The 17286-nt window shown below is 69.6% G+C and carries 11 protein-coding genes and 3 pseudogenes; 11 read left to right on the top strand and 3 right to left on the bottom strand.

Going from position 1 to position 17286, the window contains the following annotated elements:
* Positions 1-87: 87 nt before the first annotated feature.
* The 10 genes and pseudogenes from QSK45_RS08280 (at position 88) to QSK45_RS08235 (ending at position 12547) form a co-directional block, all read left to right on the top strand.
* Positions 88-2010, top strand: coding sequence for an acyl-CoA synthetase (locus tag QSK45_RS08280; RefSeq protein WP_285554753.1), 1923 nt, complete (start codon positions 88-90; stop codon positions 2008-2010).
* A 458-nt stretch (positions 2011-2468) separates the two neighbouring features.
* Positions 2469-3398: an amidohydrolase family protein gene (locus QSK45_RS08275; protein WP_285554751.1), complete on the top strand. Its 930-nt coding sequence runs from the start codon at positions 2469-2471 to the stop codon at positions 3396-3398.
* A 49-nt stretch (positions 3399-3447) separates the two neighbouring features.
* On the top strand, positions 3448-5214 hold the full coding sequence (locus tag QSK45_RS08270) for an FAD-dependent monooxygenase (protein ID WP_285554749.1): 1767 nt from the start codon (positions 3448-3450) through the stop codon (positions 5212-5214).
* A 144-nt stretch (positions 5215-5358) separates the two neighbouring features.
* Entirely contained in the window at positions 5359-6504 is a 1146-nt protein-coding gene (locus tag QSK45_RS08265) for a VOC family protein (RefSeq protein ID WP_285554747.1), read from the top strand.
* A 257-nt stretch (positions 6505-6761) separates the two neighbouring features.
* Positions 6762-7712, top strand: coding sequence for an alpha/beta hydrolase (locus QSK45_RS08260; protein ID WP_285554746.1), 951 nt, complete (start codon positions 6762-6764; stop codon positions 7710-7712).
* A 148-nt stretch (positions 7713-7860) separates the two neighbouring features.
* A pseudogene (locus QSK45_RS08255) lies at positions 7861-8479 on the top strand (FAD-binding oxidoreductase); the annotation flags it as partial.
* Positions 8480-8972: 493 nt separating this feature from the next.
* Entirely contained in the window at positions 8973-9668 is a 696-nt protein-coding gene (locus QSK45_RS08250; protein WP_285555511.1) for a TetR/AcrR family transcriptional regulator, read from the top strand.
* A gap of 235 nt (positions 9669-9903) precedes the next feature.
* The gene (locus QSK45_RS08245; protein WP_285554744.1) at positions 9904-11046 is read left to right on the top strand and encodes an FAD-dependent oxidoreductase; all 1143 of its coding nucleotides are present in this window, start codon (positions 9904-9906) and stop codon (positions 11044-11046) included.
* A 177-nt stretch (positions 11047-11223) separates the two neighbouring features.
* The gene (locus tag QSK45_RS08240; RefSeq protein WP_285554742.1) at positions 11224-12039 is read left to right on the top strand and encodes an IS4 family transposase; all 816 of its coding nucleotides are present in this window, start codon (positions 11224-11226) and stop codon (positions 12037-12039) included.
* 217 nt (positions 12040-12256) lie between these two features.
* Entirely contained in the window at positions 12257-12547 is a 291-nt protein-coding gene (locus QSK45_RS08235) for a hypothetical protein (RefSeq protein WP_285554740.1), read from the top strand.
* Between the two features lie 29 nt (positions 12548-12576).
* Here the strand turns inward: QSK45_RS08235 and istB are convergent, their stop codons facing one another.
* Together istB and istA are read right to left on the bottom strand one after the other, a co-directional pair.
* Entirely contained in the window at positions 12577-13374 is a 798-nt protein-coding gene (gene istB / locus QSK45_RS08230) for an IS21-like element helper ATPase IstB (protein WP_285554738.1), read from the bottom strand.
* Positions 13375-13385: 11 nt separating this feature from the next.
* Positions 13386-15001 (bottom strand): annotated as a pseudogene (istA, locus tag QSK45_RS08225) (IS21 family transposase).
* Between the two features lie 174 nt (positions 15002-15175).
* Here istA and QSK45_RS08220 point away from each other — a divergent pair.
* Positions 15176-15673: a hypothetical protein gene (locus tag QSK45_RS08220; RefSeq protein ID WP_285554736.1), complete on the top strand. Its 498-nt coding sequence runs from the start codon at positions 15176-15178 to the stop codon at positions 15671-15673.
* An 8-nt stretch (positions 15674-15681) separates the two neighbouring features.
* Here the strand turns inward: QSK45_RS08220 and QSK45_RS38350 are convergent.
* Positions 15682-17275 (bottom strand): annotated as a pseudogene (locus QSK45_RS38350) (ISL3 family transposase).
* Positions 17276-17286 lie beyond the last annotated feature (11 nt).

Raw genomic sequence — 17286 nt, 5'->3', positions numbered from 1 at the left:
CAGCCCCCGACCAAGACCGGCCGCCCCGGAACCCCCCGTACCGGGCCGCCCTCTTGACCCCATCCCTCACCTTGCAAAGGCGCACCGGTGACACCCACATCCACTGATCTGCTGTGGCCCGCCCACGACAGTCCTGCCGACCTGACCGCCATCGAAGCCGTTCCGCTGCACGAGCGCGGGCTGCCCGCCACCACCTACGACGCTCTGCTGCACGCCGCCCGACTGTGGCCCGACCGCCCGGCCTTGACGGTGCTGCCCGATGCGGCGCGCTTCCAGCAGTCCACCACCATGACCTTCGCGCAGCTGTGCGACCGGGTGCATCGCATCGCGAACCTGCTGCGCGCTCTCGGCGTTTCCCGCCGCGCCGCCGTGGGTCTGCTCGCACCCAACACCGCGGAGTTGCCCGCCGCGCTGCTGGCCGCGCAGGCCGCAGGCATCGCCGCCCCGGTGAACCCGGGTCTGGCCCCCGAACACGCCGAGCATCTGCTCCGACGCGGCGGCGCGAGAGTGCTCATCGCCGCAGGCCCGCAGCTGGATGCGGAGGTGTGGTCCACAGCCCGGCAAGTCGCCGCGGCGATGCGCCTGGATGCCCTGCTGGCCCTCGCCCCCACCACGCCTGAGGGCCCCGCCCCCGCTCTGGAACCCATCGAGGGCGTACACGTCGGGTACCTCTCGGAGCTCGCCTCGTCCCATCCCGCCGAGAAGCTCGTGGACATCGAACCTCCGGCGGCCGGGGACCTGGCTTCCTACTTCCACACCGGTGGCACGACCGGCATCCCCAAGCTCGCCGCCCACACCCACTCCAACGAGGTCGTCGGCGCGTGGATGGTGGCCGCGAGCATCCCCCTGGACCCTGATTCGGTGATGTTCGCAGCGCTACCGTTGTTCCACGTCAACGCGCTGATCGTCACCCTGCTCGGCCCCCTGCTACGCGGCCGGCAGGTGGTGTGGGCCGGGCCGCTGGGCTACCGCGATCCCGAGTTGTACGGGGTGTTCCGGAAGCTGGTGGAGCACTACCGCGTCGCCGCGATGTCAGGAGTACCTACCGTGTACTCCACCCTCGCTCGCGTCCCCGTCGACGCCGACATCTCCAGCATGCGGTTCGCCGCCGTCGGCGCCTCCCCCCTGCCGCCGGCCGTCCGGGAGTCCTTCGAGGAACACACCGGCATCCCGCTGTGCGAGGGCTACGGACTGACCGAGGCGACCTGCGCGTCAGCCCTCGGTCAGCCCGGTCACACCAGACCCGGAACCGCCGGCCGACGCCTTCCCTACCAGCAGGTCAAGACGGTGGAGATCGACTCGGACACCGGCGAGTGGCACGACCTGCCGCGCGGAGCCCCCGGGGTGCTCGCCATCCGCGGCCCTGTGGTCTTCGCCGGCTACGTCGTCGAGCACACGCCCGACGGGCCTCGGCTTGAGGCCGCCGGGAAGATCCGCGATGGGTGGCTGGACACCGGAGACCTCGCCTGCATCGACGCCGATGGCTTCATCCACCTCACCGGCCGCGCCAAGGACCTGATCATCCGCGGGGGACACAACATCGACCCGGTTGCGATCGAGGACGTCCTCCTCGCGCACCCCGCCGTCACCGGAGCGGCGGCGGTCGGGCGCCCCGACCCGCACGCCGGCGAGGTACCCGTCGCCTACGTCACCCTCGCCCCCGGAGCCCGTGTGGATCCCGCCGAACTCCGTTCCTGGGCAAGCGAACGAGTCCCCGAGCGCGCCGCTGCTCCGCGGGAAGTTCTCGTGATCGACGCCCTCCCGCTCACCGCCGTCGGCAAGCCGTACAAGCTCGGCCTTCGGCTGGACGCCACCCGACGCGCGGTTCACGCGGAACTCACCGCCCAGGGCGCGGGCTGCGCCCCCGCACGAATCGTGTGCCAACCCGACGACGGCGGCGTTCGCGTCGCGGTGCCCGCCCCTGCCGACAAAGCGACGCGACGCCGGGTGACCGCGGCCCTCGACCAGTACGCCCTGCACTGGCAGTACTCCCCCGACCTCGTCAACTGATCTGGGCTGCGGGGACTCGCCGCCGGATGGGGCGCGGTATCCCCTCGCGCACAGAGGAACGTCCATGCTCGACGCCGTAATTGTCCCAGCCCTCCGCCTCGTCGGCGTCTTCCTGTTCGTGGGGACGGCCAAGCCGGCGGCAGTCCCCGCGATGCGCGGCGCCGCAGCCCACATCGGCACGCCTGCGACCGGGCCGGATTGCCGGCCGGCCTTCGGATCACCGCTTCGGGTACGCCTCACCAGGGCTGATCCTGCTCTTCGCCGAAGCCGCAGTCGTACACCCGCGCAGCGCCGACCCCGCGACCCGCTGCCTACCAGTCGCCCTCGCAGGCGCATTCGCTGTGATCCATCTCAGTCGGCGGGTCGGCGGTTGTCGACCCACACCCCAGAACCGCGCCGTCAGCGCGCGCCCGTGACCGCCCGGCCGCAGACCGGCTGGGCCCGGAAGGAGCACCATCATGAGCCGCATCGATGTTCACCAGCATCTGCTGCCCCCGGCCTACACGCGGTGGCTGAGGTCGAGGGGCATCCATGCTTCCGGCGGCCGTGAACTGCCGCAGTGGAGCCCCGAGCATGCCATCGCCCTGATGGACACCCACGCCGTCGAGACCGGGGTGCTGTCCCTGTCCACCCCCGGCACCTGGCTGCGTGAGGGTGCCGAGGCCGCCGCGATGGCCCGGCAGATCAACGAAATCGGCGCGGAACTCGTCAAGGACCGCCCCGACCGGTTCGGCTATTTCGCCACCGTACCGCTGCCCGACCTGGACGCCGCCGTACACGCCGCCACACACGCTCTGGACGAACTGGCCGCCGACGGCGTCGTGTTGCTCGCCAACACCGATGGTGTCTATCTGGGACACCCCGACCACGATCCGCTCCTCGCCGAACTGGACCGGCGCTCGGCCGTCGTGTTCGTACATCCTTCGGATCTGCCCGCACCGCCTGTTCCGGGGCTGCCGCCGTTCGCCGCGGACTTCCTGCTCGACACCACCCGTGCCGCCACCAATCTGGTGCTGCACGGTGTCCCGCGCCGCTTTCCCAACCTGAAGATCATCCTGTCCCATGCGGGCGGCTTCCTCCCCTACGCCGCCCACCGGATCACCGCCGCCCTGGTCGCCGAGACCGGCCGCGGCTACGAGGACATCCTCGAGGACCTGCGCGGCTTCTGGTTCGACACCGCCCTGTCCGGCAGCCCCTCGGCGCTGCCCAGTTTGCTGGCCTTCGCACACCCCGACCGGGTGCTCTTCGGAACCGACTGGCCTTTCGCGCCCGAACTCACCGTCGCTCACTTCACCGGCGAGTACGACCGCTACCCCGGCCTGGACGCCGCAGGCCACCGGGCTGTCGACCGGAACAACGCTCTCGCACTCTTCCCCCGCCTCTCCTGAGCCGTCCCCACCCCATGGCCCCGAGCCGCTACATCTCGTGGAGTTGCCCATGAACGACATCGACGTCCCCGTTCTCATCGTCGGCGGAGGCGGTGCGGGGCTCACCGCCTCCATGCTGCTCAGCCGCATGGGCATCGAGTCCCTGCTGGTCACCGCCTGGCCCAGCACCTCCGCCCTGCCCAAGGCCCATGTCCTCAACCAGCGCGCCATGGAGGTCATGCGCGACGCCGGCGTGGCCGACACCATCTACGCCGCCTCCACTCCGGCCGAGCAGATGTCCCACACCGCCTGGTACGTCGGCCTGGCCGGCGACGACGAAGACTACGGCCGCCGCGTCGCCAAGATGGAGGCATGGGGGGCCGGCGGCACCTCTCCGGAGTGGCTCGCCGCCAGCCCCGAGCGGCAGGCCAACCTGCCCCAGATCCGCCTGGAGCCGCTCCTGCGCGCCCACGCCGAGATACTCGCGCCCGGCCGGATCCGCTTCCACCACGAGGTGACCGGACTCGCCCAGGACGACGAGGGCGTCACCGTCACCGTCGCCGACCGCGACAACGGCGAGACCTACCGAGTGCGGGCCCGCTACCTGCTGGGCTGCGACGGCGGCCGCACCGTCGGACCTGCCGTGGGCATCGTCCAGGAGGGTGTACGGGACCTCGCCCGCGTGGTCTCCTTCCACATCTCCGCCGACCTGTCCCAGGTGGCGACCGACCCCGACGTGCTGATCCGCTGGCTGTGGCTGCCCGACCTCGGCATCCCGGGTGTCCTGGTGCCCATGGGACCCGACCGCTGGGGCCCGGATTCCGGGGAGTGGGTCTTTCACATCAACTACGGGTCCGAGGACGACCGCGCGCTGGCCGACGAGTCCGTACTGGCCGATCTGCGCACGGCCTTGGGACTGGACGAGGAGCAGCTGACGGTCCACATGATCTCCCGCTGGTCCATGGAGGGCGTTGTCGCCGACCGCTACCGCGCCGGCCGTGTCCTGATCGCCGGCGACGCCGCCCACCGCCACCCGCCCACCGGCGGCCTCGGCCTGACCTCCGCCATGCACGACGTCCAGAACCTCACCTGGAAACTCGCCGCCGTCCTGAACGGTCAGGCGGGCGACGCCCTGCTGGACACCTACGAGCCCGAGCGGCGTCCGGTGGACGCCACCAACGTCCAGCGCTCGCTGGAGAACGCCATGAACCACATCGCCATCAACGCCCTCTTCGGCGGCGGGCCCGAGGCCGACAAGGAGGAGAACTGGCGGCAGGCCCGCCGCCTGTGGAGCGCCGACCCCGCCGACGCCGACTTCCGCCGCACCTTCCTCACTGCCGTGGCCGCCCAGTCCATGGAGTTCAACGAACTCGGCGTCGAGTTCGGCTACACGTACGACTCGGCGGCCGTCGTCCCCGACGGCACTCCCGCACCCGACAATCCCGACCCGGTCCGCATCTACAAGCCCGCCGCCCGCCCCGGACACCCGCTGCCCCACGCCTGGCTGGAGGACCTCGACGGCAATCGCGTGGCACCGGCTCGCCTGGTCCGACCCGGCCGCTTCCTGCTGATCGCCGGCGAGGACGGCCGTGCCTGGTGCGAAGCCGCCGAGAAGATCGCCGCCCAGAGCGGGCTGCCGCTGGACGCGATCCGTCTCGGCCACCTCGACGGCGACTACCGCGACCTGCGCTCCACCTGGACCGCCGCACGGGGGCACACGCCGCAAGGCGCCGTCCTGGTGCGCCCCGACCGCTTCGTCTGTTGGCGCGCCCAGGGCGCGGCCACCGACCCGATCGCCGACCTGAACACGGTGCTCGACACCCTGCTGGCCCGGTAGGGAAGGCACTGTCACCGGCGCCCCGCCGACCGCTGTCGGCGGGGCCGTTGACCTCCTCCCGCCCCCGCTCGCCTCTCGGTTCCCGTGACAGTGCCGCACACCGCAGTCGCGGGGGAGCCGCCCGAAGTTGAAGGGACACACGCCATGAACGATCCAGGCCCCGCCCCGACGGCCGATGCCCACCAGGGCCTGCACAGCGCACAAGGCGCCCTGCGAGGGGAACACCCCGGCCGCGCCGCCCAGTCCGTCATCAAGGTCGTCGACCTGGCCTGGCTCGAGTTCACCAAGCCCGACCTGGACCGCGCCGAAACCTTCGCCCACGACTTCGGCCTGACCACCGCCGCCCGCACTCATGACGCCCTCTATCTGCGCGGCGCCATGGCCGGCCCCCACAGCCTGGTGATCCGCCGCGGCCCCACGTCCCGTTTCACCGGCCTCGCCTTCACGGCCGCCGACGCCACCGACCTCGACCGCCTGGCCCGCGCCACCGGCCACAAAGTCCGCACCCTGACCGAGCACTGCGGAGGCCGCGCCGTGGACCTGCTCGATCCCTCCGGGATCCCGGTCCGCGTGGTGCACGGCGTCACCGAGCAGACCGCGCGACCGCTGCGACAGCCCCTGGTCCTCAACACGGGCACCACCACCGCGGCCGCCCGTGTCAACGCCACCCAGCGCCCGCCCCGCGAACCCTCCCAGGTACAGCGTCTGGGCCACGTCGTGCTCTCCACCAGGGTCTTCCGGCGCGCCCTGGACTGGTACCTACAGCACCTCGGCCTGATCGTCAGTGACTTCCTCTACCTGGACGGCCAACGCGATCGCGGCCCCACCATGGCCTTCATCCGCTGCGACCGCGGCAGCGAACCCGCCGACCACCACACCCTGGCCATGCATCTCGGCCCCGACACCGGCTATGTCCACTCCGCCTTCCAGGTCGCCGACCTCGACGCACTCGCCGCGGGCGGCGCGTACCTGCGCGAGCGCGGATACCACCATTCCTGGGGCATCGGCCGGCACGTCCAGGGCAGTCAGATCTTCGACTACTGGCGTGACCCCGACCGCTTCATGGTGGAGCACTTCGCCGACGGCGACGTCTTCGACAACACACTCGAACCCGGCTGGGCCGCCATGTCCGCCTCCGGCCTCGCCCAGTGGGGCCCGCCCGCCACCCGCGACTTCCTCGGCACCACCCCCTCGCCCGGGGCGCTCCTGCAGGCGATCTCCGCGCTGCGCGAGGACAACGAAATCGACCGCGCCCGTCTGATGGGCCTCATGAAAGCCCTGAGCAAGTGACAAGAGGGCTGCCGGCCTCCGGTCCGGGAGGCGCCGTTGGAGACGTTGAGGACCAAGGCCGTGAACGCCTTGACCGCTCTCGTGCGCATTGCCGACCTCGGCATCGACGCCCGCCGTCCCCTGGGCACCGGGCAGGTTGGCGAAATCGCCCGCCGACGCCCCGGCGAGGAGGACCCTGCCGCCGCCACAGCCCGCACCAAGGCGGGTCCGGCCGGCCAAGAGGATCCTCGCCCTTGACACCGACAATCACGAACAACATGAACCGGTACCTGAAACGAAAGGGGCTCACCGTGGAAATGGTCACGTCGAAGGAGCATGTAGTCATCGAGCTCGACGGCATGCGGCTCTCGGGGCGCTACGCCGCTCCGGCCGGTCCCCCGCGCGCACTCATCGTCGCCCTGCACGGCGGGTCGGTCACCTCGGCGATCTACGACGAGACAATCCCCGGCGAGGCGCCGTTCCTTGACATCGCGGCCCAACTCGGCTTCGCGACACTGGCGCTCGACCGGCCCGGTTACGGAGCGGCCGCAGCCCTCGACCCCAGTGACGCCCTGTTCGACCGCCAGGTGCCAGTACTGCGGGCCGCCGTGGAGCGCGCGTGGGAACGGTACGGCGCCGGCTCGACGGGCCTCTTCCTGACGGGCAACTCGATCGGCGGGATGCTCGCACTGTGCCTCGCTGCCACAACACCTCAGGTCCCGCTCCTGGGTGTGGCCACGCACGCTGCCGGCCTGCAGTGGATTCCCGGCTTCGTCCAGTGGCTGCAAACGGCAATGGCTGAAGCCCGAGCCTCGACTGTGGACCCGCGTGGGCGCTCCACAGCCGTCTACGGCCCCGACTGGAGTTGGGAACGCACAGTGCTGGCCCATCTCGAGGCGACCTCCGCGCCTGCTCCGGTGATGGAGCTGCGCGACGCGCTCACATGGCCGGAGCGGCTGCGTCGGATCGCTCCTGGGATTCCGGTCCCGGTCCTCATGACCATCGCCGAATACGACGACCGCTGGTCCTCGGCACCGGAGGTGCTCGAGGAACTGCGCAAGCTGTTCACCGCAGCACCGTTCGTCGACGTCCGGCGCCAGCGGTTCGCAGGACACCAGCTGACCGCAAACTTCGTTGCCCGGGGTTACTACCTGCGTGAACTGGCATTCTTCGAGGAGTGCCGGGTCGCAGCGCACACGGCTGCCGAGCGTCGGTCAGTGGGGGGCTGAAACGGGCAGCCGGAGCAGCCCGACGACCATCGGAACCAGCCCGGTGGCAGCACACGATCGGTTTCGACGATCGAAACGGTTATCGGGCGGACGCGGCCAGGTGCGGTGAAGCGCAGGCCGAAACATAAGTGCGTCATGCGGGATCGAGGACATCTCAAGGCTGTTCGCCTATGCGCACAGCCACGGTCGGAAGATGGTGTTCCGTGCGGCGGGGACCTCCCTGAATGGGCAGGCCCAGGGGGACGACATTCTAGTTGATGTGCGTCGTCACTGGACCGGAGTCGAGGTGCTGGACGGTGGGGCCCTGGGCGCGGATCGCCCCGGGTACCACCGTCCTGCGCTCGAGTATCACGTCGGCCCGGCACGGGCGGATCATGGGTCCGGATCCAGCGAGTGCCAGTGTGGCGACCATCGGCGGTGTGGTTGCCAACAATGCGTGCGGGATGAGCGCCGGCACCATTCGCAATTCCTACCGGCTTCTCTCCTCGGTGACGTTCGTGCTGCCGTCCGGAACCATCGTGAACACCGCTCTTCCGGACGCGGAGGCGAGGTTGTGGAAGGCCGAGCCGCAGTTGTGCCGGGACCTTCTGGACCTCAAGGAACGGATCGAGGCCGACGAGCAGCTAGTGGCACAGATCGACGCCAAGTACAAGCTGAAGAACACCAATGGCTACCGCTTGGACGCGTTCTTGGACGGGGCGACGCCGGTGGAGATTCTGCGGGGCCTGGTCGTCGGCTTCCAGGGCACACTGGGTTTCATCGCAGACGCGACGCCTACGAGAGAGCCGCCGCCCGCGTGTTGGAGGGGCTCACGCTGGTCGCGCCCGTTGCCTCGATCACCAGCCAGTTCGTGAGGGAAGCCAAGAAGATCCAGATGCACTGAGCCCATTCCAACTTCAGGCGACAGCCGATCGGCGCTGTGTCACGGACATCTGGTAGACCCTGGCTATGACGTTCTTGGTGGTGGTCGATGGTGATGCGGGCGGATGGCGCAGAGGCGAGGAGACGGGGCCGTTGCAGGCTCTGCTGAACCGGGCTGCGGCCACCCATATCGAGGTCGGTCGCCGTCCGTTGTCGGTCTATGACGAGCTGACCGGCCACCCGCCCCTTCACCACCCACGCGAGCACGAGGGAAACGGCCCTCGGACGGCCCCTGCATCGAAGAACAGCACCCCGGGCCGACTCGCACAGCCGAGCTCCGTGGCGGCCGAGGGCGAACCGGACACCCTGCACTTCGAACGTGTTCGTTACGATCGGGTGATGACTGCGAGAAGAGAGCCGATCAGCCGCCGGGAGCGTCCGGCGAAGCCCGCCCTGTCCCGGCGCTGGATTGTGGACACCGCCGTGCGGATCATGCGGGCGGAGGGGCTGGGGAAGGTCACGATGCGTCGCCTGGCGCAGGAGCTGGACACCGGCCCTGCGTCGCTGTACGTCTACGTCGCCAACACCGCCGAGTTGCACGCGGCCGTTCTGGATTCCCTGCTCGGCGAGGTCGACCTGACCGGGCGGGACGGCGGTGGGGGCTGGCGCGAGCAGCTCCGCGCCGTCATGACGTCGTACACCCGAATGCTGTTCGAGCACCCGCAGCTCGCGCGGGCCGCGCTCGTCGCCCGCCCGAGCGGTGAGAACTACCTGCGTTTGGTGGAGCGCATCCTCGATCTCCTCTCGCAGAGCGGCGCCGGCCGCGAGCAGGTCGCCTGGGGGGTGGACAAACTGCTCCAGGATGCGACAGCCACGGCTGCCGAGCATTCGACGCGTGAGCACGACCCCGCCTCCGAGGACGACTGGGACGCCACCGTGCGTGCCCTGCACACTGTGGACGCCAGCACGCATCCGGCGATCACCGCGCACATGCCCGCCCTGATCGGCGGCTCGGTGCCGGACAGGATTCGCTGGAGTTTCGACGTCCTCGTCAACGGCATCACGCACACACCTGTCCCGGGCGCAGGGGACTGAGCCCAGGGCGGGGCCCGCCTGACGGCGGACGCCGCCAGGAGACACGGAAGTCCTCCTCGCTGTCCGCCGCTGCCCAGCGTGGAACTTGTTCGTCGCGAACATGTTCGTTACGGTGGCTGTGGCCGAGACACCCCTTGCCGCCCCGCTGTGCACCCCGCCCTAGCAAGGAGCCTTGCGGCGTCGGCGGCGATGACTCGGCGCACCGAGGTATTCCCCTACTGCTTCCGGAGGCCCCATGAGCACCACTCATTTCCCGATAGCGATCATCGGCGCAGGGCTGGGCGGCCTGACCGCCGCCCGCGTCCTGCACGTCCACGGCATCGAGTTGGCGATCTTCGAGTTGGAGGCGTCGGCGGCGGCCCGTACGCAGGGCGGGATGCTCGACATCCACGAAACCAACGGGCAGAAGGCCCTGCACGCCGCCGGCCTCCACGACGACTTCCTCAAGATCGTCCACGAGGGTGGTCAGGCCATGCGCCTGCTCGGCCCCGACGGCACGGTGCACGTGGCCGAGGAGGACGACGGCACCGGCGGCCGGCCGGAGGTGGACCGCGGCGACCTGCGTGACCTACTGCTGGGCTCCCTGCCCGGCGGCACGATCCACTGGGGCCGTAAGGTCACCGGGGCCCGGACGCTGGGCGACGGGCGTCACGAGGTGACGTTCGCCGACGGCTCGGCCATTACCACCGATCTCCTGATCGGCGCGGATGGCGCCTGGTCGCGGATCAGGCCGCTGGTCTCCAGCGCCTGGCCCGCCTACACCGGCATCTCCTTCGTCGAGACCGACCTGTTCGACGCCGACACCCGCCACCCGCGCAGCGCCGCGGTCATCGGCGGCGGGTTCTTCATCGCCCTGGGGCACGAGCGCGGTGTCCTCGCGCACCGGGAGAGCGACGGCAGCCTCCACGTCTACACGGCGCTCAAGGCCGACGAAGGCTGGTTGGACACGGTCGACTTCACAGACCAGGCCGCTGCCAAGGCCGCGGTCCTCGCCCACTTCGAGGACTGGGACGAGGGCCTGCGCGCCCTGGTCGCCGACGCGGACACGATCACATCGCGCCGTATCCACGCCCTGCCCGTCGGCCACCGCTGGCACCGCGTCCCGGGCGTGACACTGCTCGGCGACGCCGCCCACGTGATGTCCCCCTTCGCCGGGGAGGGCGCCAACCTCGCCATGCTCGACGGCGCCGAACTCGCCCTGGCCATCGCCGCCCACCCCGGCGACACCGAGGCCGCCCTGGCAGCGTACGAGGAGGCCCTCTTCCCGCGCAGCGAGGAGTCCGCCGCCGAGTCCGCCGCCAACTTGGACACGATGTTCGGCGAGTGCGGTCTGGAGCAGATGGTCGCCTTTTTCACCTCCGGCCCGGCAGCCCAGTGAGGCCCGCCCCGACGGCCACCGCTCCCTCAGCCACCGGACCCCTCAGCCGCTGCCCCCGTTATGTTTTTCGCGGTCCTGCAAGAGGGCCGCTGGCCTCCGGGCCCGGCATGACTTTTGCCCCCTGTCGAACGGATGACAATGCCGTTGCTTTTGAGGCTGTCGGCTGGTTGAGCCGGTGTGCTGATAGCCCGTCTGGAGCGGCTGGGGCTGGGCGTCTTGACCCGGTCGTGCCCGCCAGAGCTGGTGGACCGGGTGGTTGGTGAGGCCGGTCGCTCGGAGAAGCGCCGGCGTCTGTTGTCCGCCCGGTTCACGGTGTACTTCGTGCTGGCGATGTGCTTGTTCCCACAGGCCGACTACCTGGAGGTTCTGCGCCTGGTGAAGGCCGGAGACCCAGGACTGCGGCCCTGGACCGGGGTCAACAAGTCCTCGCTGACCAGGGCCCGGCAGCGGCTGGGATGGACCGTGATGCGGGAACTGTTCCGGGCCGTGGCCCGGCCACTGGGCAGGGAAGATGATCTCTTCCACGGGCTGCGGGTGCTGGCCCTGGACGGGACACTGCTGGCCGTGCCGGACTCCGCGGCGAACAATGACGCCTTCGGCAAGTCGGGATCAGCGCGCAGCCCGATGGGGTATCCGCAGGCCCGGGTGGTCGCGGTGGCCGAGTGTTCCTCGCATGCCGTGCTCGATGCCGTGGTCGGCGGGTTCAAGGAATCCGAGCGGATCGTCTCCGACGCCCTGGACGCCCGTGGCGGGACCGGCACGCTGTTACTGGCCGACCGCGGGCTGTGGGGTCTGGCTCGTTGCCACAGGCTGCGGGACCAGGGCACGCACCTGCTGTGGCGGATCGAGCGACGCAAGGCCCGCAGGGTGATCGCCGTGCTGCCCGACGGCAGCTACCTCGCCTGGCTGCGTAGGTTTCAAGCAAGAGCACTTGTCGGTGGATTTCGCCATCACGCAGTGATCGAAAAGCGCGTGAATGTTGGTGAGAAGTAGGAGTACCCCCGGTCGGCGGGGGCTCGATCGTGCGTGCGATGTCGGCTGCGTTCGTGGCAGGATGGCGGCATGTTGATCAGAAAGGGCGATGCCGCGTAGGCGCCCGAAGGCCGTCCGCGCTGAGCGGTGGCGGCCTCGCAGACACGTTGTAGTTCGGCGGATCCGGGGCGTTTCCGCGAGGACTCGTGCAGCTGTCCGCCGCGTTGAGGATGAGCGGATGTGGCCTGGCGCGGTTGCTGACGCGCTCGCCCGTTTCGAGTGGGCATTCAGACAACCTGGCCGCTATCTGAACGCATCCCAGGTCTGGCAGCCCGGACTGGAGGTGGAGTATGCCCGCGATGATCTGGAAGAGGTCATGCTTCACCTCCCTGGCGGTGCCCGGCGCGACCTCGGCCGGCTGATTGCTCGTATCGACGATGAGTTCGAGCGTCGCACTCTGCCGAATCCTGGGCCGGTGAACGCCTTCACGGTGGGCGGCTGGTGGTGGTCAAGGATCCGTGAGCACTGAGGAGGCTCACGAAGCTTCGTGCGCCCAGGTCAGGTAGTGGTCAGCTGTTGTTCGGCGCGGGCGCGGGTGGTCGCGAGGCGGTAGGAATCGGTTCCAGTCTCGATGATGTTGCCGCCGAAGGTGAGGCGGTCGACGATGGCCGCGCAGAGCCGGGGGTCGGTGAAGGTCTTGGTCCAGCCGGAGAAGGACTCGTTGGAGGCGATGGCCACGCTGTTCTTCTCCTCGCGTTCGGTCAGGACCTGGAAGAGGAGTTCGGCACCGCGGCGGTCGAGTTCCATGTAGCCCAGTTCGTCGATGCAGAGAAGGTCGACGCGGCCGTAGCGGGCGATGGTCTTGGTCAACTGCTTCTCGTCGGCGGCCTCGACCAGCTCGTTGACCAGCTTGGTCGCCAGGACGTACTTGACCCTGTGCCCGGCCATCGCGGCCTCGGTGCCCAGCGCGATCAGCAGGTGCGACTTGCCCGTGCCGGAGTCGCCGATGAGACAGAGCGGCAGACCCTTCTTGATCCATTCGCATTTGGCGAGCGTGTGGACCATGGCCGGGTCGATGTTGGGGTTGGCGTCGAAGTCGAACTTGCGCAGGGACTTGTCGCGGGGGAAGCCAGCAGCCTTGATGCGTCGCTCGGAGCGGCGGCGGGCGCGGTCGTCGCATTCGGCCAGAAGGAGCTCGGAGAGGAATCCGAGGTAGGACATCTGCTCTCGGCCGGCGGTTTCGGCGAGCTCGGGGAACTGGGACCGGATGGTGGGCAGCCTCAGCATCCGGCATGCCTGGTCGATCGCGGCCGTGGCGGCCTGTTCGGTGAGCCCTCGCTGGCGGGGAATGGACACGCGGTTCTCCTTCAGGGGGTGGGACGGTCGCGGCGGAGCCGCAGGAGCTGGTCGTAGTGAGCGACCGACGGCATAGGCCGTTTGTCGGGTGGCAGGCGGGCCCGGACGGCAGCCGGCAGCGGGGCGATGCCGGTCCGGGTTCCTGCTGATGGTTCTGGGGCCTCGACAGGGGCGGTGTCGGCGTCCGCTGCCTTGCGGGCTTCAAGAGCGACGGCGTCCGCTGTCATGGCCCCGGTCTTGAGGGCGGCGGCGAGGCCGGTGACCAGGTGCTCGTGTGGCAGGTGCCGGCCGAGGAGGAGAACCTCGATGAGCGCGCGGGTGCCGTCCCGCTCGCCGTGGGCCTTGACGGCAGCGTCCCACCAGGCGTCGTGGACGGGAGTGAACCTGCCTGCGGAGCGGGCCTGGTCGAGCGCGGTCGCTCCCGGGAGGGCGCCGGGCTTGCGCACGAGAGCTTCCAGGTAGTGGTCCAGTTCGAGGCGGGTGCCGCCTTTGGCGATCAGCCGCTCATGCCGGGCGACTTCGTCCCGACCGTCGTAAACGACCAGCTCGGAGGCGTGCAGCATTGCACGGACGTTGCGGCCGATCAGCCGGACCGGCACCGAGTAGCGGTTGGTGCGGACGCTGATCTGGCTGTAGCGGTCGACCCTCAGGGTGAAGAGCCGGCCCGTCTCGAAGGGCTCCTGCGGCAGTGGCGCCAGCAGCGGTTGCTCAGCTGCGAAGTACTCGCCGATCGTGCGAGGACGGGACCGGATCCGACGGTTCTCGTCCTCCTGCTCCCCCACTGGTCGATCACCGCGTTGAGCTCGGCGAGCGTCGCGACCTCGGGCACTGGGACGAGGTGGTTGCGGCGGAACCAGCCGATCTGCCCCTCGACCCCGCCCTTCTCGTGGGCGCCGCGGATTCCGGGCTGGCAGTAGAGAGCTTCCAGGCCGTAGTGGGAGCGGAACGCGGTCCAGCGCTCGGCCTCGACGCGATGCCGGGAGAAGCCCAGCACCTGGGCGACCGCGGCCCTAAGGTTGTCGTAGCGGACCTTCCCGGTCGGCACCCCGCCCAGCGTGTTGAGAGCGTGGACGTGGCCCTCGAAGAACGCCTCCTGACCTGCCGAGGCGAAGATCCGGTGGACGGCCTTGCCCGAGTAGGACAGCCGGAACGCGAACAGGTAGCAGGTCACCAGCTCGCCGGCCAGCCGCACCGTCACGTCGCCGAAGTCGACCTCCGCCTCCGCTCCGGGCTTGTGCGTCTGCGGGACGAAGGCTTCCACCACACCTCGTCCGGCTTGGACCCGGATCTCCTCACGCCGGTCAGCAACGTAGCCACGGACCATCTGGTACGAGATCTCGTCCGCACCGTGCTCGTCCAGCAGCCGCTCGAAAATCCGCTTCACCGTGTGCCGCTGCTTGCGCGGCGCATCCAGGTCGGCCCGCAGCATCTCGTCGATCAAAGGCTTGTACGGATCCAGCCGCGTGGGCCGCGGCGGAAGCTTCTTCCGCGGCTCCGGCCAGGCCGACGTCAACGCCTTCTGCACGGTCAGGAAACCGACACCGTACTTCCGCTGAAGAGCACGGCTCGACAGACCAGCCTTCGCATCACGACGGATCGCCGCGTACAGATCGACCTTGGACTTCAGCAGCACCCGGGCCCCCTCGTCGTGCAGAGCACAACCATGGTCCCGAAGCAAGCACCCAGGCGCTCTCAAAACTCAGGTTCTGGTCCAACTCTTGTGGAGCAGTGACCCTCCGTAGCCTTTAGGGCCTGGGGCCCTTCGTGGCTCGCTGACGGACCTGTTTGGGATCATGCCTGCATGGACTTCGACCTTGCTCCACCGAACGGCGTTGGCCCGCTGCGGATCGGCATGACTCGGGAGTCGGCCAACGCGGCGCTGGACTCGCTCCGCGATCTCTCCGCGGTGTCGGAGTCTGATCGGCCGGGTCAGCAGGTCTTCCGTCCCAGTGGACTGATGATCAGCATCCACTGCATACGAGACGTGCTCGAAGCCATTGAGATTGGGAGGCCGTCGACTGAGACAGACCGAGTCGTCTTCCGGGGCCTGGACGTGTTCGCGATCCCGGCCCGCGAGCTGGTGCAACGCATGGGCGAGTACACCTCGATCGAGGCGGACCCTGACGATCCGGCGTCTTTCGTCGCCTCTGACCTGCTCTTGAGCTTCTGGCGCCCGTTCGCGGCCGACGACGAGCCAGACGAGGAGCAGGGCTACTACTTCAGCTCGGTCCTGCTGGCACGGCCTGGCTACTACGACACCCCTGCTCAGGCCGCGGAGCGACTCCAGCAGAGCTCGTGACTGCCCCGTCAGGACGCCAGTAGAACCCGTTTCCGCAAGAGAGCGAAGCCGGCCCGACCGTACATCTGGCGCTTGATCATTTTGATCCGATTGACATGGCCTTCGACGACGCCGGAGCTCCACGGCAGCGTCAGGCCGGCGGTGACGGCGGCGAGATCGCGTTCAAGACCGTTGGCGAAGGCGTGGAGGCTGGGCAGGTCGTCGGCGCGGACCGCCTTGATCCATTGCGGCAGCTGGTCGCCCTGGAGCTGGGTGAGCATCTTCCCGAATGCGCGGACGTGTCCGGCGAGGGCTTCCAGGTCGGGGCAGTCGGCAAGGACGGACTCGAGCTTCAAGTGCTCGCTCTCCGGCAGGGAATCGGGGTGAGTCAGGATCCAGCCGGTGACCGTGCGTGCGGACGGCGGACGGGCTGCGGGTGCGGTCGGGGATGTGCGGAACGGCTGGAGGTAGGCGCGGACGGCTCCGTAGCCTCCCGTGTAGCCGTGCGTCTTGATCTCTTCCCAGAGGGTCCAGGCATTCGTGCAGCCCTCGGCCCACCGCTCGTGCAGGTAGGGCCGGAAGTCGTCGAGTTTGGTCCTGCGGTTCTGCCACTGCCCGTGGAACAAGTCTTCCGCCTTCGTCGCGTCGGCCAGCAGCTTGACGGTTCGGTAGGTCATGGCGAGCTGGCGCTGGATCGAGCGTCGGCTGTGTCCAGCGGCCAACAGCGCGTGGACGGCGGCGTCGCTTGGCACGGGTGCGATCGGCGAACCGGTGCCCGGTGGGCCACGGCGACCCGCTCCCGGCCGGCGCTGGAGGGTTCGCTGGTGTCGACTCGGCGAAGGTCGCGCGAAGGCACGAGCGGTGGCGGGAGACGCACCGCTCAGCCGCTTCGCCGAGGTTGCGCCAGAGGTGGAACCGGTCGGCGACCTGGACGGCGGTGGGCGCGCCAACGCTGGCACCTTCGGCGAAGAACGGGGCGCGATCGCGGCAGACAACCTCGATCCCCGGATGCTCGGCCAGCCAGGCCGCGACGCTGCCAGCCTCACGGTCGGGCAGCAGGTCCATTGGTCTGCGGGTCTCGACGTCGACCAGCACGGTCCCGTAGACGCGGCCCTTCCGCATCGCGTACTCGTCGACGCCAACCACACGCGGGCCCGGTGGTTGGGGCTCTGGGAGAGCGTCGACCAGCCGCAGGACCGTGTTCCGGCTGACTCTCGCTCCGAAGATGTCGGCCAGCCGGGCACCGGCGCGGCCGGCCAGGGCGAGGCCGACCTCAGCCAGCACCGACCGCATTCGTTCGGTCCGCTGGCTGTACCGCCGGGTCAGGCCCGCGGCCTGCTCGACGAACGTCCGCCGCCCGCAGGAGACGTCTTCGCACTTGAAGCGCCGGACACGAAGTCGCAGCACAACCCGCCGCCCCGCCACGGGGAGGTCCGCCGGAAACCGCAGGTAGGAGCCGTGCACCCGCTCGGACCAGCCACCGCAGCCTGGACACCGTGCCCCTGTCGTTCGGCATCTGACACCGAATCGGATCACTTCGCCATCGTCCTGCACGGACTCCACCCTGATCCCCGGATCCGTCAGGAAGAGCAGCTCTTCCAGCCGGAGCAGTACCTCGCGCACAGCTCAGAACC

The sequence above is a fragment of the Streptomyces hygroscopicus subsp. hygroscopicus genome, assembly GCF_030269125.1.
Taxonomy (GTDB): domain Bacteria; phylum Actinomycetota; class Actinomycetes; order Streptomycetales; family Streptomycetaceae; genus Streptomyces; species Streptomyces hygroscopicus_C.
Note: the sequence above shows the minus strand (reverse complement) of the source record. Positions and strands in the feature narration are given on the sequence as shown.

Bases quoted from the DNA above. Each gene is read 5' to 3' on its own strand.
- QSK45_RS08270 (WP_285554749.1), top strand. From the start codon at position 3,448: ATGAACGACATCGACGTCCCCGTTCTCATCGTCGGCGGAGGCGGTGCG.
- QSK45_RS08275 (WP_285554751.1), top strand. From the start codon at position 2,469: ATGAGCCGCATCGATGTTCACCAGCATCTGCTGCCCCCGGCCTACACG.
- QSK45_RS08250 (WP_285555511.1), top strand. From the start codon at position 8,973: ATGACTGCGAGAAGAGAGCCGATCAGCCGCCGGGAGCGTCCGGCGAAG.
- QSK45_RS08265 (WP_285554747.1), top strand. From the start codon at position 5,359: ATGAACGATCCAGGCCCCGCCCCGACGGCCGATGCCCACCAGGGCCTG.
- QSK45_RS08220 (WP_285554736.1), top strand. From the start codon at position 15,176: ATGGACTTCGACCTTGCTCCACCGAACGGCGTTGGCCCGCTGCGGATC.
- QSK45_RS08260 (WP_285554746.1), top strand. From the start codon at position 6,762: ATGAACCGGTACCTGAAACGAAAGGGGCTCACCGTGGAAATGGTCACG.
- QSK45_RS08235 (WP_285554740.1), top strand. From the start codon at position 12,257: ATGTGGCCTGGCGCGGTTGCTGACGCGCTCGCCCGTTTCGAGTGGGCA.
- QSK45_RS08245 (WP_285554744.1), top strand. From the start codon at position 9,904: ATGAGCACCACTCATTTCCCGATAGCGATCATCGGCGCAGGGCTGGGC.